Genomic DNA, 18,592 nt, shown 5'->3' on the forward strand with positions numbered 1-18,592 from the left:
TTAAAAAGTTAAAAAGGATAACCAATCCCAATATTAAAAATTAAATTCTGTCTGCGCCAATCCTTATTTCCAAATGCGATATCATCAAACACCCAACGCTGACCCTCGGCAAGATACGGTTTACGAACAGGAAATGCTACATCCAAGCGAACTACAAAAATTGAGGCATCAACACGCAATCCTGCTCCGGTACCTACCGCTAATTCGTTGAGCACATTTTTTAATTTAAATTCCGAACCTGGCCTGCCATTATTTGCCGTTCCAGGAACGCCCATATCCTCTTTGCGTAACCAAATATTTCCAGCATCGACAAATAAGGCGCCATATAGAATACTTACAATTTTAAATCTAAGCTCCGAATTCAGCATTAATTTGATGTCACCACCTTGATCAGCAAAAATAGCATCATCTGGTACTTTGTATGTTCCGGGACCTAAGGTTCTGGCCGGAAATGCCCTGATGTCGTTACTACCACCAGCAAAAAACTGTCTAACAAATGGGAGTGAGGTACTATTTCCATAGGCATAACCGTAACCTAAATTCAATCTGTTTGCCCAGGTTACATTTCTGGTCACTTTGTAGTAATCTCTTAAATCTGCTTCTAATCTCACAAATTGCGATAAAGGAACGTTAAAAATAGAACGTTTGCCTTGGTCATCTTTTGGAACAAACGTTCCCCAAACATTACCGCCAGTTTCTAGTGCACCGTAGAAAAATGTGTTATTTCTGCGGTTGGTTTCCATTTGGTTGGTATAAGTGAAGTTATAGCTACTACCAATGATAAACTGGTTTTCTAATGTAGTTCTAAGTAAAGGGTTTTCAGCAAATAATCGATCTCTTGTTGTATCAGAAGGAAATGTTGTTGAAACATAACTCACCGAAATCGGGTTAAAATTATGCTCCTTGTACTGATTTTCTTTGAAGTTATATCCAAATTCTCCTTTAAAGGCATGCAAAGTATATTCTGATCCTCTGTTCAACATCTGGTAAGATATTGAAGCGATTGTTTTAGGGATAAAGGCTGTAGTACTATTGGGCTTATAAAACGGCACAATAAATCTTGGAAAGGTTAACTTTCCCTCTGCTGTAAGAGACAGTGAATTTTTACCTAATGAAGTACCTCTAGTTTGCGTTTCAAAACCACCACTCACACTAACATCCAGTTGCTCAGCCCCCCTGAAAAGGTTTCTAGTAGTTTGCGTAACCTTTACTTCCGAACCTACGAAGTTGTTCGATTTACTAGTGCCCGTTACTGAGAAGGTAAGTGAATTTTTCTTTAGCGGTGTTAAGTAAATGTTCAAATCCAGTTCGTTATTCTTGAAGCTATCCACTGGTAAAAATTCGGCTCTAACATCTTGAAAGGCACCGATATTTACCATCCTGTTTAAGGATTGGTTATGGTCTTTGCGGTTATATGCTTCCCCTTTTTGAAAGAAAACCAATCGGTCGAATAATCTGGGCTTGAAGGTATTGCGGTCATCGTAAATATTAAAATCATGATACTCCAAAGGCTTCAATTTACGCAGTATACTATCTCTGCGGAGCGAGTAATTCGGATAAATTTTAATGTTTTTTATGGTATAGGGTTTCAAAGCCGCGTCTGGAGCAATATCTTTAACCTTAACCGTAACATCTACCAGGTTTTTACCTAGCGTGCTATCTACCTGCATAATCAAATAATCAGGACTGAAATAGAAGTATCCACTCTCTTTTAAGTCGTTATCAATTCTGATTCGCTCGTTTTTATAAACATCCAAATCATAAAAATCTCCGACTTTTAATAGCGTTTTATCTTTATTGGCATTAATGATTTTAGTTAACACGCCAGAATCAGGAGGGAAAGTGATTTTGTTAATTTTATACCTCTCGCCAGTAACAGCAGTATAAACTGCCTTTCCTTTTTTATCTTTAACCACGGTGTCGCCTGTTACCGCTGCTTGTAAATAGCCTTCACTTAATAAATAGCTAGTCAATACATCGTTATTGTATTTCAATTTAACTTCACTCAAAAGCACAGGCGGCTCACCTTTTTTCCTGATCCAGTTTCTCAAACCTTTAGGCTTTTTAGGTTCACCAGCAAAGTTGTAGATAGCCAGTTTGAGTTTGTTATTCGGGCGGGGCCGGGTTTTACTTTTTAAATCAGTCTTTACTTGTTTCTCATCATCAATTTTTCCTGATGAATCTGGGTTGATGATCACATCTGCTCCCGTATATAAAATTTGTCCAGGTTTTAAGGATTTCGTACTACTGCAACCTGCATAAACTAAACAGGCCAATACAAATAAAATAGGTCTAGTTAGTTTTCTCATTTTGTGCTTTCTGTTCAATGTTTCTTGTTCTTCTATTGCGTTTTTTCTGGAAAATTTCTCTGAATTTGTTGTAATCAACTACTAACGTAAAACCTAATCCGGTTTCAATAATCTGACCTTGTACAATTACATCGTTTTGGTTACGTCTGTAGGCTCTTAAACGGTACCTTCCATCGGCAGATAAGGCATATTCTACGTTTACATTACCCGCAATATCGGTAGATTTTTCTCCTGGTGCTTGCGGTCCTTCCAATGCAAATGAACTTCCGACGGTAACGGTTAACCTATCGTTCAATAGTTTCTTAGATAAACCAATTTCCAAGTCCGTTTTTTGTTGCATAGATCCGGTAGAATAATCTTCTGATGAATTTACACCGAAGTTCAAATCAACGCCTTGAATTAAATCTGAGGTTAAATTATTTAATTGTTCTGTTAATAGTTTACTCACGCTTGATCGGGCAAGTGTAGAAACACCACCGCCACCGCCAGACAAGCTTTGGAAAGGATTGTTTGCAATAAATCGGTTGAGTGCCAATAATGCAAAAACCTGTTTATTTAGTTCGCTTTCATCACGATTAACGTTTTGAAGTCGGGTATAAGACAAACTCCCAATTTCTGTAGCTCTTTCATTTTCAGGCAAATCGATTCTGAATGAAATAGTAGGTTTTAATAACTCACCTTTCATCATTAAATAAACTTGAAATGGAATTTTGGTTTTGGCCTGTACTAAATCTGGCTGGTTAAGCAAATCAATAGGAGCAGCATTAACTTCATACATTGCCGTTAAATTGGCATTAGCAGAAGTGGGCTCACCTGTCCAGACGATCGTACTGCCTTTCACAATTCGGAATTCCTTTTTACCTAATGGCCCAACAGATAAATTGTAAGAACCATCCACCACTTCGTAACGTCCGGTTAAACTTATTTTTCCGCTTGGATCCATGGTTGCATTCAAGTCAGCATCTCCCTTAATGTTAAGTGCATCCCCATTTGAGGGGTCAACAACTACATTTAGTTCTGCTTCTGGATCTATTTTCACTGCAGCAACTAAATTTATTCCCTTTACTGGCGATTTGCTGATGCTATCTATCTTAAGTGCTTTTTGACCGTTAAAAGGGGGTGCATCGGCGTCAATAAATTGAACAATTCCATCCTGATCAATGATTGATGGATCACTCGAAGGTAAAGCAAAGAAGAACTTAGTGCCTTTATTTACCGTGATATTCATGTTTACATCTGGCTGGTTTAAATCGCCACGAACTTTAATGTCGCTGGTTAAATAAACCGTACCATAAATCATCTCATTATCGGCAGCAGTAGAATTAATTGCCCGGAAATTATTCATTCTGATATCCAAACCGAAGCGATAATTTTTATAATCTGTCGTTAAAACCTTTCCATTAATAGTTGCTTTCTGGTTCAAAGAATCAATTAATGTAAAGTTATTAAAGGCAATCCCCTCGTTAGTAAAAGATATCTTCTCGTTCGGCAAACGGAAGTATGAATTTACATAAGCCACATTTATTCCAGCGTTATTAAAGGTTAAATCGCCTAATATTTTTGGCGCAGTTAATGCCCCCTTAACTGCTAACGCCCCAGTTAATGTACCCGTTCCATTTTTCAGCTGCCCTTGAGATAAACTCTCGATATTTTTCATCTCGATTTTATCGATATTCACGGTTAAATCCAAAGCGCTTTGAGGGGCGGTGTAATAAAATCCATTCACTCTTAAATCGTGAACACCAGTTAAAGCCACATTAATTTCAAAGGCATTTTGTGTATTGTTATTAGCAGCCACACGCAAAGTACCAAGCTGGTCTTTTTGATAACGTAACTGATCTATCGTTAAGTTGGCTTCAAACTTGGGGGTCGATGCCAAATCTTTCACATTCGCAGTTCCGTTTAAACGGCCGCCAACTAAAGTAGTATCCGTTTCTGCGAATTTGGTTAGCGTTTCCAATTGAAAATCTTTAAACTCAACACTCAAAGGTGCATTTGGCTGGGTGGGATTGCTATTTATTGATAGCGACTGACCGCTATTGCTAATTGCAAACTGATTGACTAATATTCCGGATTGACCGAATTGAATAAAATTATCTTGTGATACGACCCACTTTTGATAATCCAATAACAGTTTCTGCGGGTCCAGTGTAAATTTAAAATCTTTGTTTATGGATTGAAAATTACCGCCAATTACATATTTATCTTTCAATTGTCTATCACGAAGGAAGATATTAACACCTAATAAGTTGTTTAGTGCTTCACCACTTATTTCGGTGTTGAACAAGGCAATGGAAGGACTTTGCAAACTCTTCACCGTTAGTGCATAATCGAGTTTGTTGTTTTCGTTATTAATGTTAATTGAAGTAGTATCAATTTTAAAATCTCCATAAACTACTTGCGGGAAATTTCCTTTAATCTGTATACTATCTTTTTCGGTATCAATTAAACCATAAAACTGCGATTGCTTGAAAACAGTCAGCTCTGGAACAAACTGTTTCAGTAATTTCGAATCGTAAATTTGAACAGCGAACCGCATTCTTTGATCAGGAATTTTGGTTACCTGCCCAAAAGAATAATATTTGTTGATTTCGTTAATGAATGCACTACCAATTTTTGTCAGCTCATACTTCCCATCAATTTTTGCCGATATAATTTCCGACTTCAACGAAAGTTCATTTTCTGTAGCTGTCGACTTTGCCCGAACTGAAATGGTATCAACATTAATTCTTTGCGCATCTTTAGCCAACTGCAAGCCTGTAATATCTACCGAACCATTTAAATAATCTGCATCGGCAGTTTTTAAATCAACTTTTATTAAACCAGCAGCGCTTAACAACGTCGGACTAAAGTTAAGGGCCTGAAGATTTAACTGTTTTAAGTTCAAATCAGCTTTTACGGCAGGGTATTTCCCCGCAAGGTTGGCTTTGGCATCCAGAAGGAAATTTACGTTGCTATCTGGCATGTTACCTTTAATGGTAACGTTCTGATTAGCATAAGTTCCTGCCAGATTTAAGTTTCGGTAAGTATATTTATTGTAGTAGGCACTTAGTACCCTTGCGTTGAATTTGGCATTTATTTTTTTAGGATCAAGCCCCGTTCCCACCACGTTAGCTTTAACCGTTATTCGCCCTAATTTAGGCTGCATTTTTAGCAAGCGACCAACATTAAAATTGTTCAAAGAAACATCAGCTTTATAATTCTCTCTCCCGTTTGGTCCGCTCATCGCTGCGGTTAAAATTGCACCTCCCATATCGGTTTGAATGTTCATGTTGGTCTTAAAGTCCGTCATCGAACCTTTAAATTTACCATTGGCATTTATCACATTTGGCAATTCGATTGTAGATGGAAGCGATTTTCTTGGAACGGCAACTAAAATATCACTCTTCGTAACGTAGAGCTTTTTAATATTCAAATCAAGGAAAGTTTTATTAATGTCGGGCAAACCTTTAGCAGTTCCGCTAATATCGATTTGTGTATTTTTTAATCCTGTAATTTGCAAGCGAGGAATGTTAAGGTTATTTAAATAGCCATTCACATCTGCATTTATTTTTATTTTTTCATTGCGGTAATTCGCTGGGATGGCATCACTAAAATAACCCGCATCTTTTAGTCCGATGGTTGTATTTTTTAAGCTTAATGCTAATTTCACTCTTTCAGGATGTTTGGTTAAATCATCCATCGAAGTAAAATTTAATTCCGTAGCATTTTCAATGGTGGTATTTGGTGTTTTTAAAACAAAGTTGCTTAGCTTTATTTGCTTGTCGTTGTAAACAGCGTTTCCTTTTAACTCATTCAACGCAAAACCACTTTTCTCCTCTAGCGAACCATTTTTAACATTGGCCTTAATGCCCTCGGTACCGTAACTTACATCGCCGGCGCCAAAATTTAAACCAGTAATTTTTAAATGATTAAAATCCATTCCCTTAGGCGCAGCTTTTGCACCTAAGTTGTCAAATTGCACATTATTGTCAGCCAGGCTAATATTTTTAATCATCAAGCCCAGCGCCGATTTTTCAGCAACAACGGTGTCTTCAACCTTTTTTAAGTCGTTACCTGGAGCAGGTTTAAAAGCAAAGAGGATATTCGATTTATTTAACTTAGCATCTTCTACCGAATATTTACTATTCGTTAAATCAACTTTCAGGTTAATCAGGCCCAATTCCTTAACATCCGCTACTGCCTTCGTAGTAGAAATCTGATCGTCGTAATTTACTTTCACATTGTTGAAAGCAAAGTTCTCTACCTCAATCAATGGCAGTTTTCCCGTTTCTTTCTGGCTGCTATCTACACTATTGGTAACATGTTGGACCAGTTCTACCAAAGGTTTTTGCTGTAAATATCTAAGCGAGGTATTATTCAACGCCAAATCTCTAATCACGTAATGCTGACCAGCTAAATCGAAAGTTTTCAGTTTTGCCTTAAATGCGCCAAGGTAAATTTTAGCATCATTACCCGCCACATCATCGCGATAATTAATGCCTATATCTTCAAAAGAAACCTTATCGACAGAAAACTTCATGGTGGATGTGGTATCCTTATCCACCTTTTCCTCCGGCTTCTTTTGATCGCTCATAAAAGCATCAACTAAAAAAGAAAAGTTGAAAGTAGTGTCTGGCGCAATTCTTTTAACGTTAGCCCGTATGTTTTTTAGCTCAACACTGTTAATCTCAACAGTATTGTCCATTAACTTAAATAAACTAATATCAACGGCTAATTTTTCAGCATATAACAAAGTATCACCTTTTAAGTCTTCGATATAAAACTTGTTTAGCACAACATCTTTGGGTAATGCGATTTTAATACTTTCAAGGCTAACTTCAGTCTTTGTTTTCGTTTTAAGGTAATCAATAGCTTTTCCCTTAACAAAATTTTGCACTGCAGGGATGTTGAGCGAGAGCGCAATCGCGACCACCAAAATGATGATTGATGCAATTACCCAAAGCAAAATTTTTAAACTTTTACGTACGTATTTATTCAAAGCGAATGTGTTTGGTGGTTGTTAAATGCCAAAAGCGTGCCATTAAAATTAAATTTAAGACAGTTATTTGTAATTACTACAAAAATTAAACTAAATTGTTCGCCCGCTATAAAAATTTAACAATAGCTATTTATTAAAGCATTAAAAATGAAATTATTAAATCTTAATATAACCTTCGAACAGTACAATGGGGTTAGCGAATTAAAGGAGCAAGACGCAGCACTTTGTGAAAATGCAGAGAAAGCGTTGGCAAGTTCCTATTCTCCCTATTCAAAATTTCGGGTAGGAACCGCTATCCGTCTGGCTTCTGGTGAAATAATACTCGGAAGCAACCAGGAAAATCTGGCCTATCCTTCTGGTTTGTGTGCCGAACGTGTTGCACTCTTTTCCATTGGCTCGGCCTATCCAAATTCGCTGATCGAAAGTATAGCCATTACAGCGCAAACCGATGCCTTTGAAATTTTGAAGCCCGTGACCTCTTGCGGTGGTTGTTTGCAGGTAATGGCCGAGTTTGAAAGAAAGCAAGCATCGCCAATTGAAGTGATCTTTTACTGTTTAAACGGCGAAGTTTTAAAAGTGCCCAGTGTTCAAAGTTTATTGCCATTTTCATTTGTAGAAGATCGCTTAGGGGCTAAAGCTTAAAATATTTGGAAATGGGCAGTTCTGTAATGCTTCGGAATTTTAGCCCTGCTATCGCTACAAGTCCTCGCTTTTATAAAAGCAGAAAATGCTTTTATTTGCTGCGGGCTTTTCGCTTTATCAGGTTTATAATTTTCGGCTGATGTTTTTTGGTTGGGTTTTAAGTCCCATCTGTAATATTATTCTTTAAAAAAATGCTTTTTATTTCTTGATATTCAATAAATTAGAAAAAAAATCATAAGTATGGAGAATGAACAGAACAATATTTTAACTCGGAGAAGGTTGTTACAATTGCTTGCAATATCTTCAATTGGTTCAGCTGCACTGCCTTCTCAAGCTTTTGCCGATATTAAATCGCCAAGCGATATTTTTGAAGATATTAAGAAACCTATTTTCGTACCTGAAAATACTGGTAAAAAAGGTAAAATCGGTGATGGAGACATCAGTTTTAAACTTAATAAAAGCCAAACCGATGGCCAAGTTGGCATAACTGAATCCACATTACCTGTTGGTTATTTGGGCGCCCCGCCACATTATCATAAAACTTTCGATGAAATTTGTAGAGTGACACAAGGCGTTTTAACCATCATGGTAGGCAATGAGTTGTTCGAGGTAAAAGCTGGTGATTGGCATTTACGTCCACGAGGAATTGTTCATAGTTTTTGGAACACAGGCAAAGAAACCGTAAAGTTTATAGAATTGTACAGCCCAGCTGGCCACGAAGCATATATGAGCGATTTGGCTGACTTGTTTATTAACAATCAACGACCAAAGCCTGGTGATTTGGACCGACTGGCGAAAAAATATGATATCACTTTTGATTGGCCAAGGTTAAAAGAGATCATGGATAAATATAAAGTTCATTTGTAATAAAAGAGCGAGAAAGGTTTATTTCAAAGTCACATCCAAATAAACCGAGTGGCGGCCATAAGAATCGTAAAATGGTTTAAAAGTAACACCTGAAAAAACTGATGAATTTACGGCCCAAGCTTATATTCGGATCACAAAGCCGGTTAAAATTCCAGGAGTACACAGTTATGAGTTAATAGGAGATTATAAACAGGAGCGTGGCGCAACGCAGGTTAAACTTTCCACTTCCAATGTGGTGCAAGTCATTTTCAACTAAATGATAAAGTTTTACATATTGTTTTTTGTTACAATCTATTTTGAATTTTTGCTGTTAAGCTATAAACAAAAATAACTATGTGGGTTTTATGGGCTATGCTTGCAGCGATATCAGCTGCATTAGTAATTGTACTAACTAAGGCGGGATTAAAAAATGTAGATTCCAGTTTGGCTTTTGCCATTCAAGCCGTCTTGATTTTACTCATTACCTGGGGAGTAGTGTTTTACCAGGGCAATTTTAGCGATTGGAAGGGAATCGAAAAAAATGCATGGATATTTCTGCTTTCGGCAGGGGTTTTTACATCATTGTCAACTTTGTTTTCTTATAAAGCGTTATCAATGGGCCCAGCATCTTATGTGGCTACTATTGAAAGAACCTCTTTGGTGATTGCTATTGTTTTATCAATCATCTTTTTGAAAGAAAAAATCTCCTGGCAAATTGTAGTTGGCGGCACGGTGATGATTGCCGGTGCGGTACTCATCGCTTTATCAGATTCTACTGAGTAATCTTCAAACAATTTACCGAGTTTTTTTACAGGTTTTGATATACTTCTAACCTAATTACAGCCTGCCTTGCCGATATTTCCGGTACTTAAATGTGAATAACCTGTTTTTACACTGTGCAATCATTTTTATTATATTTACGGCTGCCAATTTCTGTAGATAAATGAGTGAAGAATCAGATCAAAACCTAAATCCAAACGAAGAGCATAAACACACCATTACACCAATTAACGGTTTGTACGAAAATTGGTTCCTCGATTACGCATCTTATGTAATTTTGGACAGGGCAGTTCCCCATATTCATGATGGATTAAAGCCTGTTCAACGTCGTATTATGCACTCGCTTAAGGAAATGGACGATGGACGTTTCAATAAAGCAGCGAATGTAATTGGTAACACGATGAAATATCACCCTCACGGGGATGCTTCTATCGGCGATGCGATGGTGCAGATTGGACAGAAAGATTTGCTAATTGACATGCAGGGTAACTGGGGTGACCCCATTACTGGCGATAGTGCTGCGGCACCGAGATATATTGAAGCCCGGTTATCTAAGTTCGCCAATGAAGTTGTTTTCAATCCTGATACTACGGAATGGCAGTTAAGTTATGATGGACGTAACAACGAACCGATTACTTTACCGGTAAAATTTCCGTTGTTATTGGCACAAGGGGCAGAAGGTATTGCAGTTGGTTTGGCTACAAAGGTGATGCCTCACAATTTTATCGAATTGTTAGATGCCTCCATTGATGCGCTGAAAGGCGTTCGGCCTAATATTTTGCCCGACTTTTTTACGGGTGGAATGGCCGATTTTTCAAACTACAATGAAGGTCAGCGGGGTGGAAAAATCCGTGTTCGTGCTAAAATTACAGAAAAGGATAAAAAGACCCTGGTTATAACGGAAGTTCCCTATAGTACCACTACCAGTTCCATCATTGATAGTATTTTGGCCGCCAATGATAAGGGTAAAATAAAAATCAAGAAGATTGAGGACAGTACAGCGGCTCATGTAGAAATTATTGTGCATTTAGCACCCGGTATTTCTCCGGATGTGACCATCGATGCACTTTATGCTTTTACCGCTTGTGAAGTTTCCATTTCCCCAAATACTTGTATTATTCAGGATGATAAACCACACTTTATGAGTGTGAATGATATCTTAATTGAAAATACAAAGCATACTAAAAGTTTATTGAAAAAAGAATTGGAGATTCGCCTGCACGAGTTACAGGAGAAAATTTTCTTCAGTTCGCTTTTAAAAATATTTATTCAGGAGGGAATGTATAAAAATCCTGAATATGAAAATTCGGCCAACTTTGATACCGTAGTTGAAGTTTTACACTTGCTTTTTGATCCTTTTAAGCCATCGCTTTATCGCGAAATATTGCCTGAGGATTTTAAGAAATTGATCGATAAACCGATGAGTAGCATCACCCGGTTTGATGTGAAAAAGGCCGACGAGCAGATGAAAAACCTGGAGGATGAAATCAAAGTAGTTAAAAATCACTTGAAACATCTAACCGATTATGCCATCGCCTGGTTTCAGAAACTAAAAGATAAGTATAGCAAAGGTAGAGAACGAAAAACCGAAATCCGTTTATTTGATAGGGTAGAGGCATCAAAAGTGGCTTTGGCAAATGTTAAGTTGTATATGAACCGCGAAGACGGTTTCATTGGAACCGGTTTGCGTAAAGATGAATTTATTGCCGATTGCTCTGATATTGATGAAGTAATTGTTTTCCGTGAGGATGGAAAATGCATGATTACCAAGGTTGCCGATAAAACTTTTGTTGGCAAGGGAATTATTCATGCACAGGTTTTTAAGAAAAACGACGAGCGGACAATTTACAACATGATTTATAAAGATGGTTCTTCAGGAACCGCTTACATCAAACGTTTCGCAGTTGTCGGGGTTACCCGTGATAAGGAATATGATTTAACTAAGGGTTCGAAAGGTTCGAAGGTTTTATATTTCACAGCTAATCCAAATGGTGAGGCAGAAGTGGTTAACGTTGCCTTAAAGCCGCATTCAAAGTTACGTAAACTACAATTTGATCAAGATTTTGCAGAAGTTGCTATCAAAGGTCGTGGTTCGCAAGGAAATATCATTTCTAAATATCCGGTCAAGAAAATCATTCTGAAAAGCAAAGGGGTATCTACTTTATCGGGATTAAAAATTTGGTATGATGATTTGCTGAAGCGTTTAAATGTTGATGGACGAGGGAAGTATCTAGGCGAATTTGATGGCGATGACAGAATTTTACAGGTTCATAAAGATGGATATTACGAGCTAAGCTCTTTTGAACTCAGTAATCACTTTGATGATGGACTAATTCTGATTGAGAAGTTTGATGCCGAAAAGATATTTGCTGCTGTTCATTTTGAAGGAAAAGCACAAAATTATTTCATCAAACGCTTCAATTTTGAATTACAGACGAATGGTAAAAAGGTAGTTTTTATTAGCGAAGAACCAAAATCGAATTTATTATTTCTCACGTCAAATCCTGCCGCTAAAGTAGTGGTTGATGTACTGAAAGGCAAGACACAAATTCCGGAAACACTTGACTTAACATTGGCCGAACTGATTGATGTAAAAGGTTTGAAAGCCAATGGAAATCGTCTATCACCTCACGATGTTCGAAAGGTAATTTTAGAAGATCCTGAAATTGAAGCGGAAGAAGCTAATGAAAATGAGGGTAGTGGAGAAGATAAAACTTCGGTTGAAGAGGATACTGTGGAGATAAAAGAAGGTAACGAGGAAGCGGCTCCAGAAAACGTAGTGCCTAATAAAGCTGACCAGTCTACACAGGAAAAGTCAAAGCCTAAATTTGAACGTAAGCCTGATGTGATGGCTGAAAAGACAAGCGTGACGGAAAATCCACAGGCTGAAGAAGCAGTCGATGAAGCCCAAGCTGTTGAAAAACCAGTTAAGGATCCTAAAGCAGATGCGGTTAAAAATCAGCCAGCTACAGAATCGGAGAAATCAAAAGAAGAAAAGCCTGTTAAGAAAGTTGATTTCGAAATCACCAATCCAGATGATATAGAAATTGATGAAAAAGGACAGTTGGGATTATTTTAAAAGCTTGATGAAATATGAGAGTTTTTTTATTTTTATTATTTATTTCTTTTTCAACTGTTGTATTTGCTCAAGATAGAGTCGCGGAAAAAACAATTCAAAAGTTTCTGATAGATTTTAATTCAGCGAAGTACGATGATATTTACGGGACCTTTTCTAGTGATTCAAATTGAAAATGACAAAAGAAGAAACCACTAAATATCTAAGTAGAATTCATGATATGATTGATGGTTTCAAGTCCGCAGAGTTTAAATTTATGCAGGATAGAAATTTTTACTATCTTTTTTCTTGTAAAGATAAAAATATCAATGCTGATTTCCTTTGTAGTATAAATCTTGATGGTAAATTCGACTACCTAACGTTTAAAAGAATTGGCGGATCAGGTAATCCTCCGATAGTTGGCAAGCTAAAACAATAATATCTTTCAATTACTTATCTTCTAAATATAAAAACTATATTTGCGCTACTCAAAGGGGTGCTTTTTGTTTTGCAATTTCTTTTGCAATCAAAAGGCTGAGATTACACCCATTTTAAGTGAAAAGTCAACAGTGAAAAGTGTGAGGAACTTTCAACTTTGAACACTAAACTTTCAACTTAAATGCACCTGATTCGGATAATGCCGACGGAGGGAAGAGGTTAAATTTATCTTACTGTTTCGCCCTGAAAGCAGTTTTCAATTATTTTTTATTAGTCGGAAGACATAAAATTATTGTTAATGAATTTTCAAGAGTGGTTCAGGCTTTTTCAGGAGCAAATTTTACATACCTCGTTAATCGAATGGCTTGCCGTAGGCTTTGGCGTTTCAGAAGTGTTGCTGGCCAAGAAAAACAACATTTGGCTTTATCCTACAGGTATTGTTTCTATTTTATTATCCATGTATCTACTTTTAAATGTAAAGCTATATGCAGAAATGTGCCTTAGTATTTACTATTTAATCATGAGCGTTTACGGTTGGATCATCTGGAAGAAACGCAAAGTTGAAGGGGCAAACCAAGTGGCCTGGAGCACTAACAATCAATTGCTCATAGCAGTTATGATTTCGGTAGTTGGCTTTTTTATTTTCTATTTCGTACTGCGAAACCATACCGACTCAGATGTGCCACTTCTCGATGCATTTGTATCAAGCACAGCCTGGGCAGGAATGTGGCTTTTGGCCAAACGTAAAATTGAAAACTGGATCTTTCTAAATGTGTCCAACCTTGTAGCTGTTCCGCTTCTGTTTCATAAAAAGTTGCCTTTAATGGCTTGCTTAACTATTTTCTTGTTTGTAGTTGCCATTTTCGGTTTTATCGATTGGAAGAAGATTATAGGTAAAAGAAGCCTTCGAACCATTTAACATATCAACCCCATATTGAATCGGAATTCCATGGAAAATACATCAACACAAACCTGGCAGGGAAAGGTACAGGCATTTGCGGCACCATCTGAAGAAATGGGCAAGCTGCACCCGGAGATTTTAGAACTTGCCTATCAGGAAAATTGGTTTAAACTTTTTGTACCCAAGATTTATGGTGGTGCCGGTAAAAAGCTTCCCGAAATATTAAGGTTAGAGGAAGAACTTGCTGAAGCCGATGGAAGCTTAGGCTGGACCATCACTTTGTGTGCCGGAGCAGCCTGGTTCGCGGGTTTTTTAAATCCTAAACTGGCTTCGGAAATATTTGCAGACCGAGAAGTTTGTTTTGCTGGAAGCGGTGCAGTTGGTGGTACTGCGGTTAAAACAAATAATGGTTACCTGATAAACGGCCACTGGAAATATGCAAGCGGTGCTTTGCATGCTACTATATTTACCGCCAATTGTGTACTAAAAAATCCAGATGAAAGCGACGTTCTGGATGAGAAGGGAAATCCGGTTATTAAATCATTTATTCTTAAGCGGGATGAAGTAGAAATTTTAGCAGGGTGGTCTTACTTTGGGTTAATTGCTACTGGAAGCCATGCCTTTGAGGTAAAAGATTTGGTAGTACCAACCAATAGAACTTTTACCATTAATAGTAATATCGAAGTGGCTGATGAAGGTTTTGACTATCCTTTTCTGCAGCTTGCAGAAACTACTTTGGCTGTAAATAGCTTAGGTATGGCAAAACATTTTATTGCACTTGTAGAAGAAGCTTTTAAATCGCGGTCGGGGTTGAAGAGATACAATGAACAACAGATTTTGTTCTTCCAGTCAGAGTTGCGAAAATGTAAAGAAGAGATTGCAGATTTACGCAGCCGATTCTATAATGCCTTCGATCAATCCTGGGACCAATTGATTACATCAGGAAAAATTGAAGAAAATTTACTTTCAGAAGTGAGTTTGATAAGCAGGAAACTCGCTCATGCTTGCCGACGAGCGAGTGATACCTTATTTCCATATTGCGGATTAGAAGCTGCAAAGAAAGAAAGCGTAATTAATAGGGTTTGGCGAGATATCCATACAGCTAGCCAACATGCCTTATTAACTTTTATAGATTAGCAATTGATTACAATGTTCTTGCTTTAATTTTTTTCAGCTCTAGTTCAAAGTTAGTAGTTGAGATCTGCTCCTTCTTGGCTTTCTCGATAGCTATTTCTTGCGTTTTAATTGCTTCTTCAAAGTAACCAATTCGATATAGAATATGAGCTAACGTATCGTAATATCCCGAAATTGGATTTAATTCTATTGAACGCCGACTCCAGAGCATGGCCTTCGTTAAATAATTGATATTTTTAGTTCCAATTTCGTAAAACTTCCAGGCTGCATTGTTTAGTTCATTTGCGTAGTTATTACCTGAAGAACTTATAGATACGATAGATGATGTCACCGTTTTAATGCCGGGAAGTTTCATTAGACTATCCATTTTCTCTTTTGAAACCATCTTCTTTGCGCCCAATTGAAGCGATTGATTTTTTGAATTAACTGTATGGTTTCGCTGTTCAATTTTTTTAATGCTATCTGCACCGATATTCATATAATGATTGTCGTAGAAATATGCCGCCGTTCGCAGGTATGAAGCAGTATCTTTTACTGTACTGTAATACCAGAGCATTTGGTTATTATACGACTTATCGGCTCCACGGTAATCTCTAGACCAAGTTGACCGGGCAAAATTTGCACCTGCCATCGCTTTGTTCAGATTCTTATCTTTCGCCGCCGCAATCATCGTATTTGATATTATTGCATTGTTGAAGGCTACCCTTTTATATTGTGGTTCTGTTTTGTATATGCTATCTATAAGCTTTCGGTTTGTATAGGCAAGCCTGTATGCGGTGCCATCTGCATAGGGTCCGGCCTCTAGAATATAAACAACATTATCATAATTGTTAAAATCACTGATTTTCAAATTACCAACATATTGCTCTATTAAGTCTGCATTGTTCGTAATGCCGATTTTCTTGCGGGCATCAATTAACTTCTTTAATGTTACAGCGTCTCCCTTCTGTTGAGCATCTTTCTCCAGGTCTGAAATTGACTTTTCTTTAAAAGCAGCTTTTGCCCTTTCAACCATTGAAAAATATCTGTTTTTGTCTGTAGAGCTTGCAGATTCACTAAAAAATATTTCTCTGTTCGATCGAAGAAAGATATACGCAGGAAATTGTTTAATATTGCCCGAACGCATGATAGACCGCACGCTGGTATCTGCCATCGTAGTGGTAAATACTACAAAGTTTTCTTCAATTTTTGATATCACCTCTTTGTCATCTAAAGCAGATGTGAAATCTACTTTGGCATTCTCAGGGAGTTTTTTCAAATGCTCAATAGTAGGAGTGTTAATAATCAGGAATACCGGCTTTCCGCTTTTTGCAGCTGTTGAGAACGCGGCGGTCAATGATTTGGCAGATTTAAGTTTTTGCGAAAAGCTGGCCAATGAAGAAATTAGAAATGCAGTAATAATTAAGATGGATTTCATGAAGAGCGCAATTGGATGATTGAAAAAAAAAAGCCCGCAACATTTGGCTGCGGGTTTAAAATATTATTGATACTGGATATATATCGGTTTTGGTGTGAGTTTTAGCAACTCCTCTGGTGTCATCAATCTGTTAGGTGCTTTCTTCAAATCATTTTTATAGAATAATTTGAAACCTGTAAACTGAACGGGTTCGCTTTGAATAAAATGTCTGTATGTACCTTTTTTCAATTCTGGTTCGCCCCAACCATCCATGTGCATTACAACCTGTACCTCTGGGCGTAATTTAATGTTTTTGGAGTTGGTTACCATTTTTTTGGTAAAACGGTGTAATACAAAAACCTTTGGAGGCAGGTTATATTTCTTAACCAAATCTGCTAAGTAACCTGTTACATAATTGATGTCAGCTGCATCATAAGTACCTATCTTTTTACCTGGAAGTGATCCATCTTTCATGGAGAATTCAGGGTCGATACCTAAGTGTACATAGGGTAGTTGTAAATATTTTTCGATGTGAGGTAATTCTGCCTTAATGGTACTTAATGCCACCTGAAGATCTAAAAATACGATCGTATTGGGTTGCATCTTTGAAATTTTCAAAACCGAATCAATCTGTTTATTACCCATGCGGTTGATGTATTTTCCATCTTTACCTGGGGTACCGCTTGCTACTGCTGCGATGTAATGTAAACCTGGCTGAACTGGAGTAGTTGGATCTGCTTTCTCCCATTTTTTAACTTCGGTATTTAAGCGTTGCCACATCTCTTTAGGAGCATATTCGCCTAAAGCACCCATTTTTTTTGAGTGCAGATTACCATAATAAACCACAATACGTTTAAATGGCAATATTGCTCCAGCTAGTGGTGTAGGTTGGTTTTTAACCGGCCACCTGCCTGTGGTATCACCGTTAGCCAATTTTTTATCTAAAGAGTCATATAGTTTTCTATCAACAGGTTTCATCATATTTACTGTTGAATCTGTTTTCTTTTTAGAAGTGTCGGCACTTGAGCCATTGCCGCCGCCATTTTTGCCATCTGCTGTACAGTTAGCAAATAAGGTTACTGTAGCAAGCCCGAGCATTAAAGTACCTGCTAATTGAGGAAGTTTCATAGATATTTATTATAGTATTAAAGTGTAGACAGTTTTTCCGAATCTGTTTTGCATGAAAGTAGGATGGAAAACCGGTAGTTTAAAATAAAGTAATTAACATTTACACATTGCAGAATTTGCCAAATACACCTAAGGGTAATTTAACGCCTGCTGTAGCTTGTAAATATAATTCTCCGGTTTCTAAATTCTTAACGCCAGGGAATGAGGTGCGAATTAAATTTTCTACAATAACGGAAGAAAATCCTAAAGAGTAAGTATTCAAAATTAAAAAATGTTCTTTTTCATCCAAAAGCTGAACAACGTCTTGCATCATTTCTTGAATATGATCTTCCAATTTCCATTTTTCGCCATTTGGTCCATGACCGTAAGCTGGTGGATCGAGGATAATCCCGTTGTATTTTTTTCCTCTTTTGAATTCTTTTTTAACGAATTTCAAAGCATCCTCCACCATCCAGCGGGTGTTTTTTAATCCAGAAAGTTCTTGGTTTTCATTGGCCCAGGTAACTACTTGTTTAATCGAATCAACGTGAGTGGTTTCTGCACCGGCCGCGTTTGCAATAAGTGAAGCTGCACCTGTATAAGCGAAAAGGTTTAATACCTTAGGCTGCGGTGTTTTAAATTTTTTGATGGATGATGAGATAAAATCCCAGTTTACAGCCTGCTCTGGGAAAACACCAACGTGTTTAAATGAAGTTAAGCCTAAACGTAGTTTAATGGCAACTTCGTTATTTTTATATTCGACATGCCAACGGTCTGGAATCGATTGGGTTTTCTTAACCCATTCTCCTGACGTTGCCGAGCGACCTCTAAAAGTAATGTTAGCTGTTTTTTTCCACTCTTGCTCTGATAACGTTTTTTTCCAAACTGCCTGCGGTTCAGGGCGAATTAATATTGCAGTACCAAAACGTTCTAATTTTTCAAAATCCCCGCAATCAATCAGTTCATAATCTTTCCAATGGGTGGGGGCTAATAATTGTATCAT

12 protein-coding genes are annotated in these 18,592 nt (G+C 37.4%); 7 read left to right on the forward strand and 5 right to left on the reverse strand.

The genetic code is table 11. The annotated features are described in order from the left end of the window. Positions 1-8 precede the first annotated feature (8 nt). Both OQZ33_RS05700 and OQZ33_RS05705 read right to left on the reverse strand, forming a co-directional pair. Positions 9-2,309 (reverse strand): BamA/TamA family outer membrane protein, encoded by a 2,301-nt coding sequence (locus OQZ33_RS05700; RefSeq protein ID WP_265798089.1) that lies wholly within the window; start codon positions 2,307-2,309, stop codon positions 9-11. Further along, entirely contained in the window at positions 2,293-7,290 is a 4,998-nt protein-coding gene (locus OQZ33_RS05705; RefSeq protein WP_265798090.1) for a translocation/assembly module TamB domain-containing protein, read from the reverse strand. The genes OQZ33_RS05700 and OQZ33_RS05705 overlap by 17 nt, the downstream gene beginning before the upstream one ends. A 147-nt stretch (positions 7,291-7,437) precedes the next feature. Here OQZ33_RS05705 and OQZ33_RS05710 point away from each other — a divergent pair, with 147 nt between their 5' ends. From OQZ33_RS05710 to OQZ33_RS05740, 7 genes are all read left to right on the forward strand, one after another. After that, complete coding sequence (locus OQZ33_RS05710; RefSeq protein ID WP_265798091.1) at positions 7,438-7,932, forward strand: cytidine deaminase; 495 nt, start codon at positions 7,438-7,440, stop codon at positions 7,930-7,932. A gap of 240 nt (positions 7,933-8,172) precedes the next feature. Further along, positions 8,173-8,799, forward strand: a complete 627-nt coding sequence (locus OQZ33_RS05715) for a cupin domain-containing protein (RefSeq protein ID WP_265798092.1) — start codon at positions 8,173-8,175, stop codon at positions 8,797-8,799. A 333-nt stretch (positions 8,800-9,132) separates the two neighbouring features. After that, positions 9,133-9,561 (forward strand): EamA family transporter, encoded by a 429-nt coding sequence (locus OQZ33_RS05720; RefSeq protein ID WP_265798093.1) that lies wholly within the window; start codon positions 9,133-9,135, stop codon positions 9,559-9,561. A 160-nt stretch (positions 9,562-9,721) separates the two neighbouring features. After that, positions 9,722-12,637 (forward strand): DNA gyrase/topoisomerase IV subunit A, encoded by a 2,916-nt coding sequence (locus OQZ33_RS05725; protein ID WP_265798094.1) that lies wholly within the window; start codon positions 9,722-9,724, stop codon positions 12,635-12,637. Positions 12,638-12,809: 172 nt separating this feature from the next. Continuing rightward, positions 12,810-13,052: a hypothetical protein gene (locus tag OQZ33_RS05730; protein WP_265798095.1), complete on the forward strand. Its 243-nt coding sequence runs from the start codon at positions 12,810-12,812 to the stop codon at positions 13,050-13,052. A 297-nt stretch (positions 13,053-13,349) separates the two neighbouring features. Further along, positions 13,350-13,970 carry a nicotinamide riboside transporter PnuC gene (gene pnuC / locus OQZ33_RS05735; RefSeq protein ID WP_265798096.1) on the forward strand — a complete coding sequence of 207 codons (621 nt, stop codon included), beginning with the start codon at positions 13,350-13,352 and terminating at the stop codon, positions 13,968-13,970. Between the two features lie 30 nt (positions 13,971-14,000). Further along, the gene (locus OQZ33_RS05740) at positions 14,001-15,089 is read left to right on the forward strand and encodes an acyl-CoA dehydrogenase (RefSeq protein ID WP_265798097.1); all 1,089 of its coding nucleotides are present in this window, start codon (positions 14,001-14,003) and stop codon (positions 15,087-15,089) included. A gap of 7 nt (positions 15,090-15,096) precedes the next feature. On the opposite strand, the gene OQZ33_RS05745 is transcribed toward OQZ33_RS05740, so the two are convergent. From OQZ33_RS05745 to OQZ33_RS05755, 3 genes are all read right to left on the reverse strand, one after another. Then, a complete protein-coding gene (locus tag OQZ33_RS05745) occupies positions 15,097-16,503 on the reverse strand; it encodes a hypothetical protein (protein WP_265798098.1) in 1,407 nt (468 codons plus the stop codon). Positions 16,504-16,566: 63 nt separating this feature from the next. Next, complete coding sequence (locus tag OQZ33_RS05750; RefSeq protein WP_265798099.1) at positions 16,567-17,610, reverse strand: hypothetical protein; 1,044 nt, start codon at positions 17,608-17,610, stop codon at positions 16,567-16,569. Between the two features lie 100 nt (positions 17,611-17,710). Continuing rightward, positions 17,711-18,592, reverse strand: coding sequence for a class I SAM-dependent methyltransferase (locus tag OQZ33_RS05755; protein ID WP_265798100.1), 882 nt, complete (start codon positions 18,590-18,592; stop codon positions 17,711-17,713).

This window comes from Pedobacter sp. MC2016-05, from assembly GCF_026239735.1.
Classification (GTDB): Bacteria; Bacteroidota; Bacteroidia; order Sphingobacteriales; family Sphingobacteriaceae; genus Pedobacter.

Coding starts and splice junctions, on each gene's coding strand:
- OQZ33_RS05700 (WP_265798089.1), bottom strand. CDS start 2,309: ATGAGAAAACTAACTAGACCTATTTTATTTGTATTGGCCTGTTTAGTT.
- OQZ33_RS05710 (WP_265798091.1), top strand. CDS start 7,438: ATGAAATTATTAAATCTTAATATAACCTTCGAACAGTACAATGGGGTT.
- OQZ33_RS05715 (WP_265798092.1), top strand. CDS start 8,173: ATGGAGAATGAACAGAACAATATTTTAACTCGGAGAAGGTTGTTACAA.
- OQZ33_RS05720 (WP_265798093.1), top strand. CDS start 9,133: ATGTGGGTTTTATGGGCTATGCTTGCAGCGATATCAGCTGCATTAGTA.
- OQZ33_RS05725 (WP_265798094.1), top strand. CDS start 9,722: ATGAGTGAAGAATCAGATCAAAACCTAAATCCAAACGAAGAGCATAAA.
- OQZ33_RS05730 (WP_265798095.1), top strand. CDS start 12,810: ATGACAAAAGAAGAAACCACTAAATATCTAAGTAGAATTCATGATATG.
- pnuC (WP_265798096.1), top strand. CDS start 13,350: ATGAATTTTCAAGAGTGGTTCAGGCTTTTTCAGGAGCAAATTTTACAT.
- OQZ33_RS05740 (WP_265798097.1), top strand. CDS start 14,001: ATGGAAAATACATCAACACAAACCTGGCAGGGAAAGGTACAGGCATTT.
- OQZ33_RS05745 (WP_265798098.1), bottom strand. CDS start 16,503: ATGAAATCCATCTTAATTATTACTGCATTTCTAATTTCTTCATTGGCC.
- OQZ33_RS05750 (WP_265798099.1), bottom strand. CDS start 17,610: ATGAAACTTCCTCAATTAGCAGGTACTTTAATGCTCGGGCTTGCTACA.
- OQZ33_RS05755 (WP_265798100.1), bottom strand. CDS start 18,592: ATGATACAATTATTAGCCCCCACCCATTGGAAAGATTATGAACTGATT.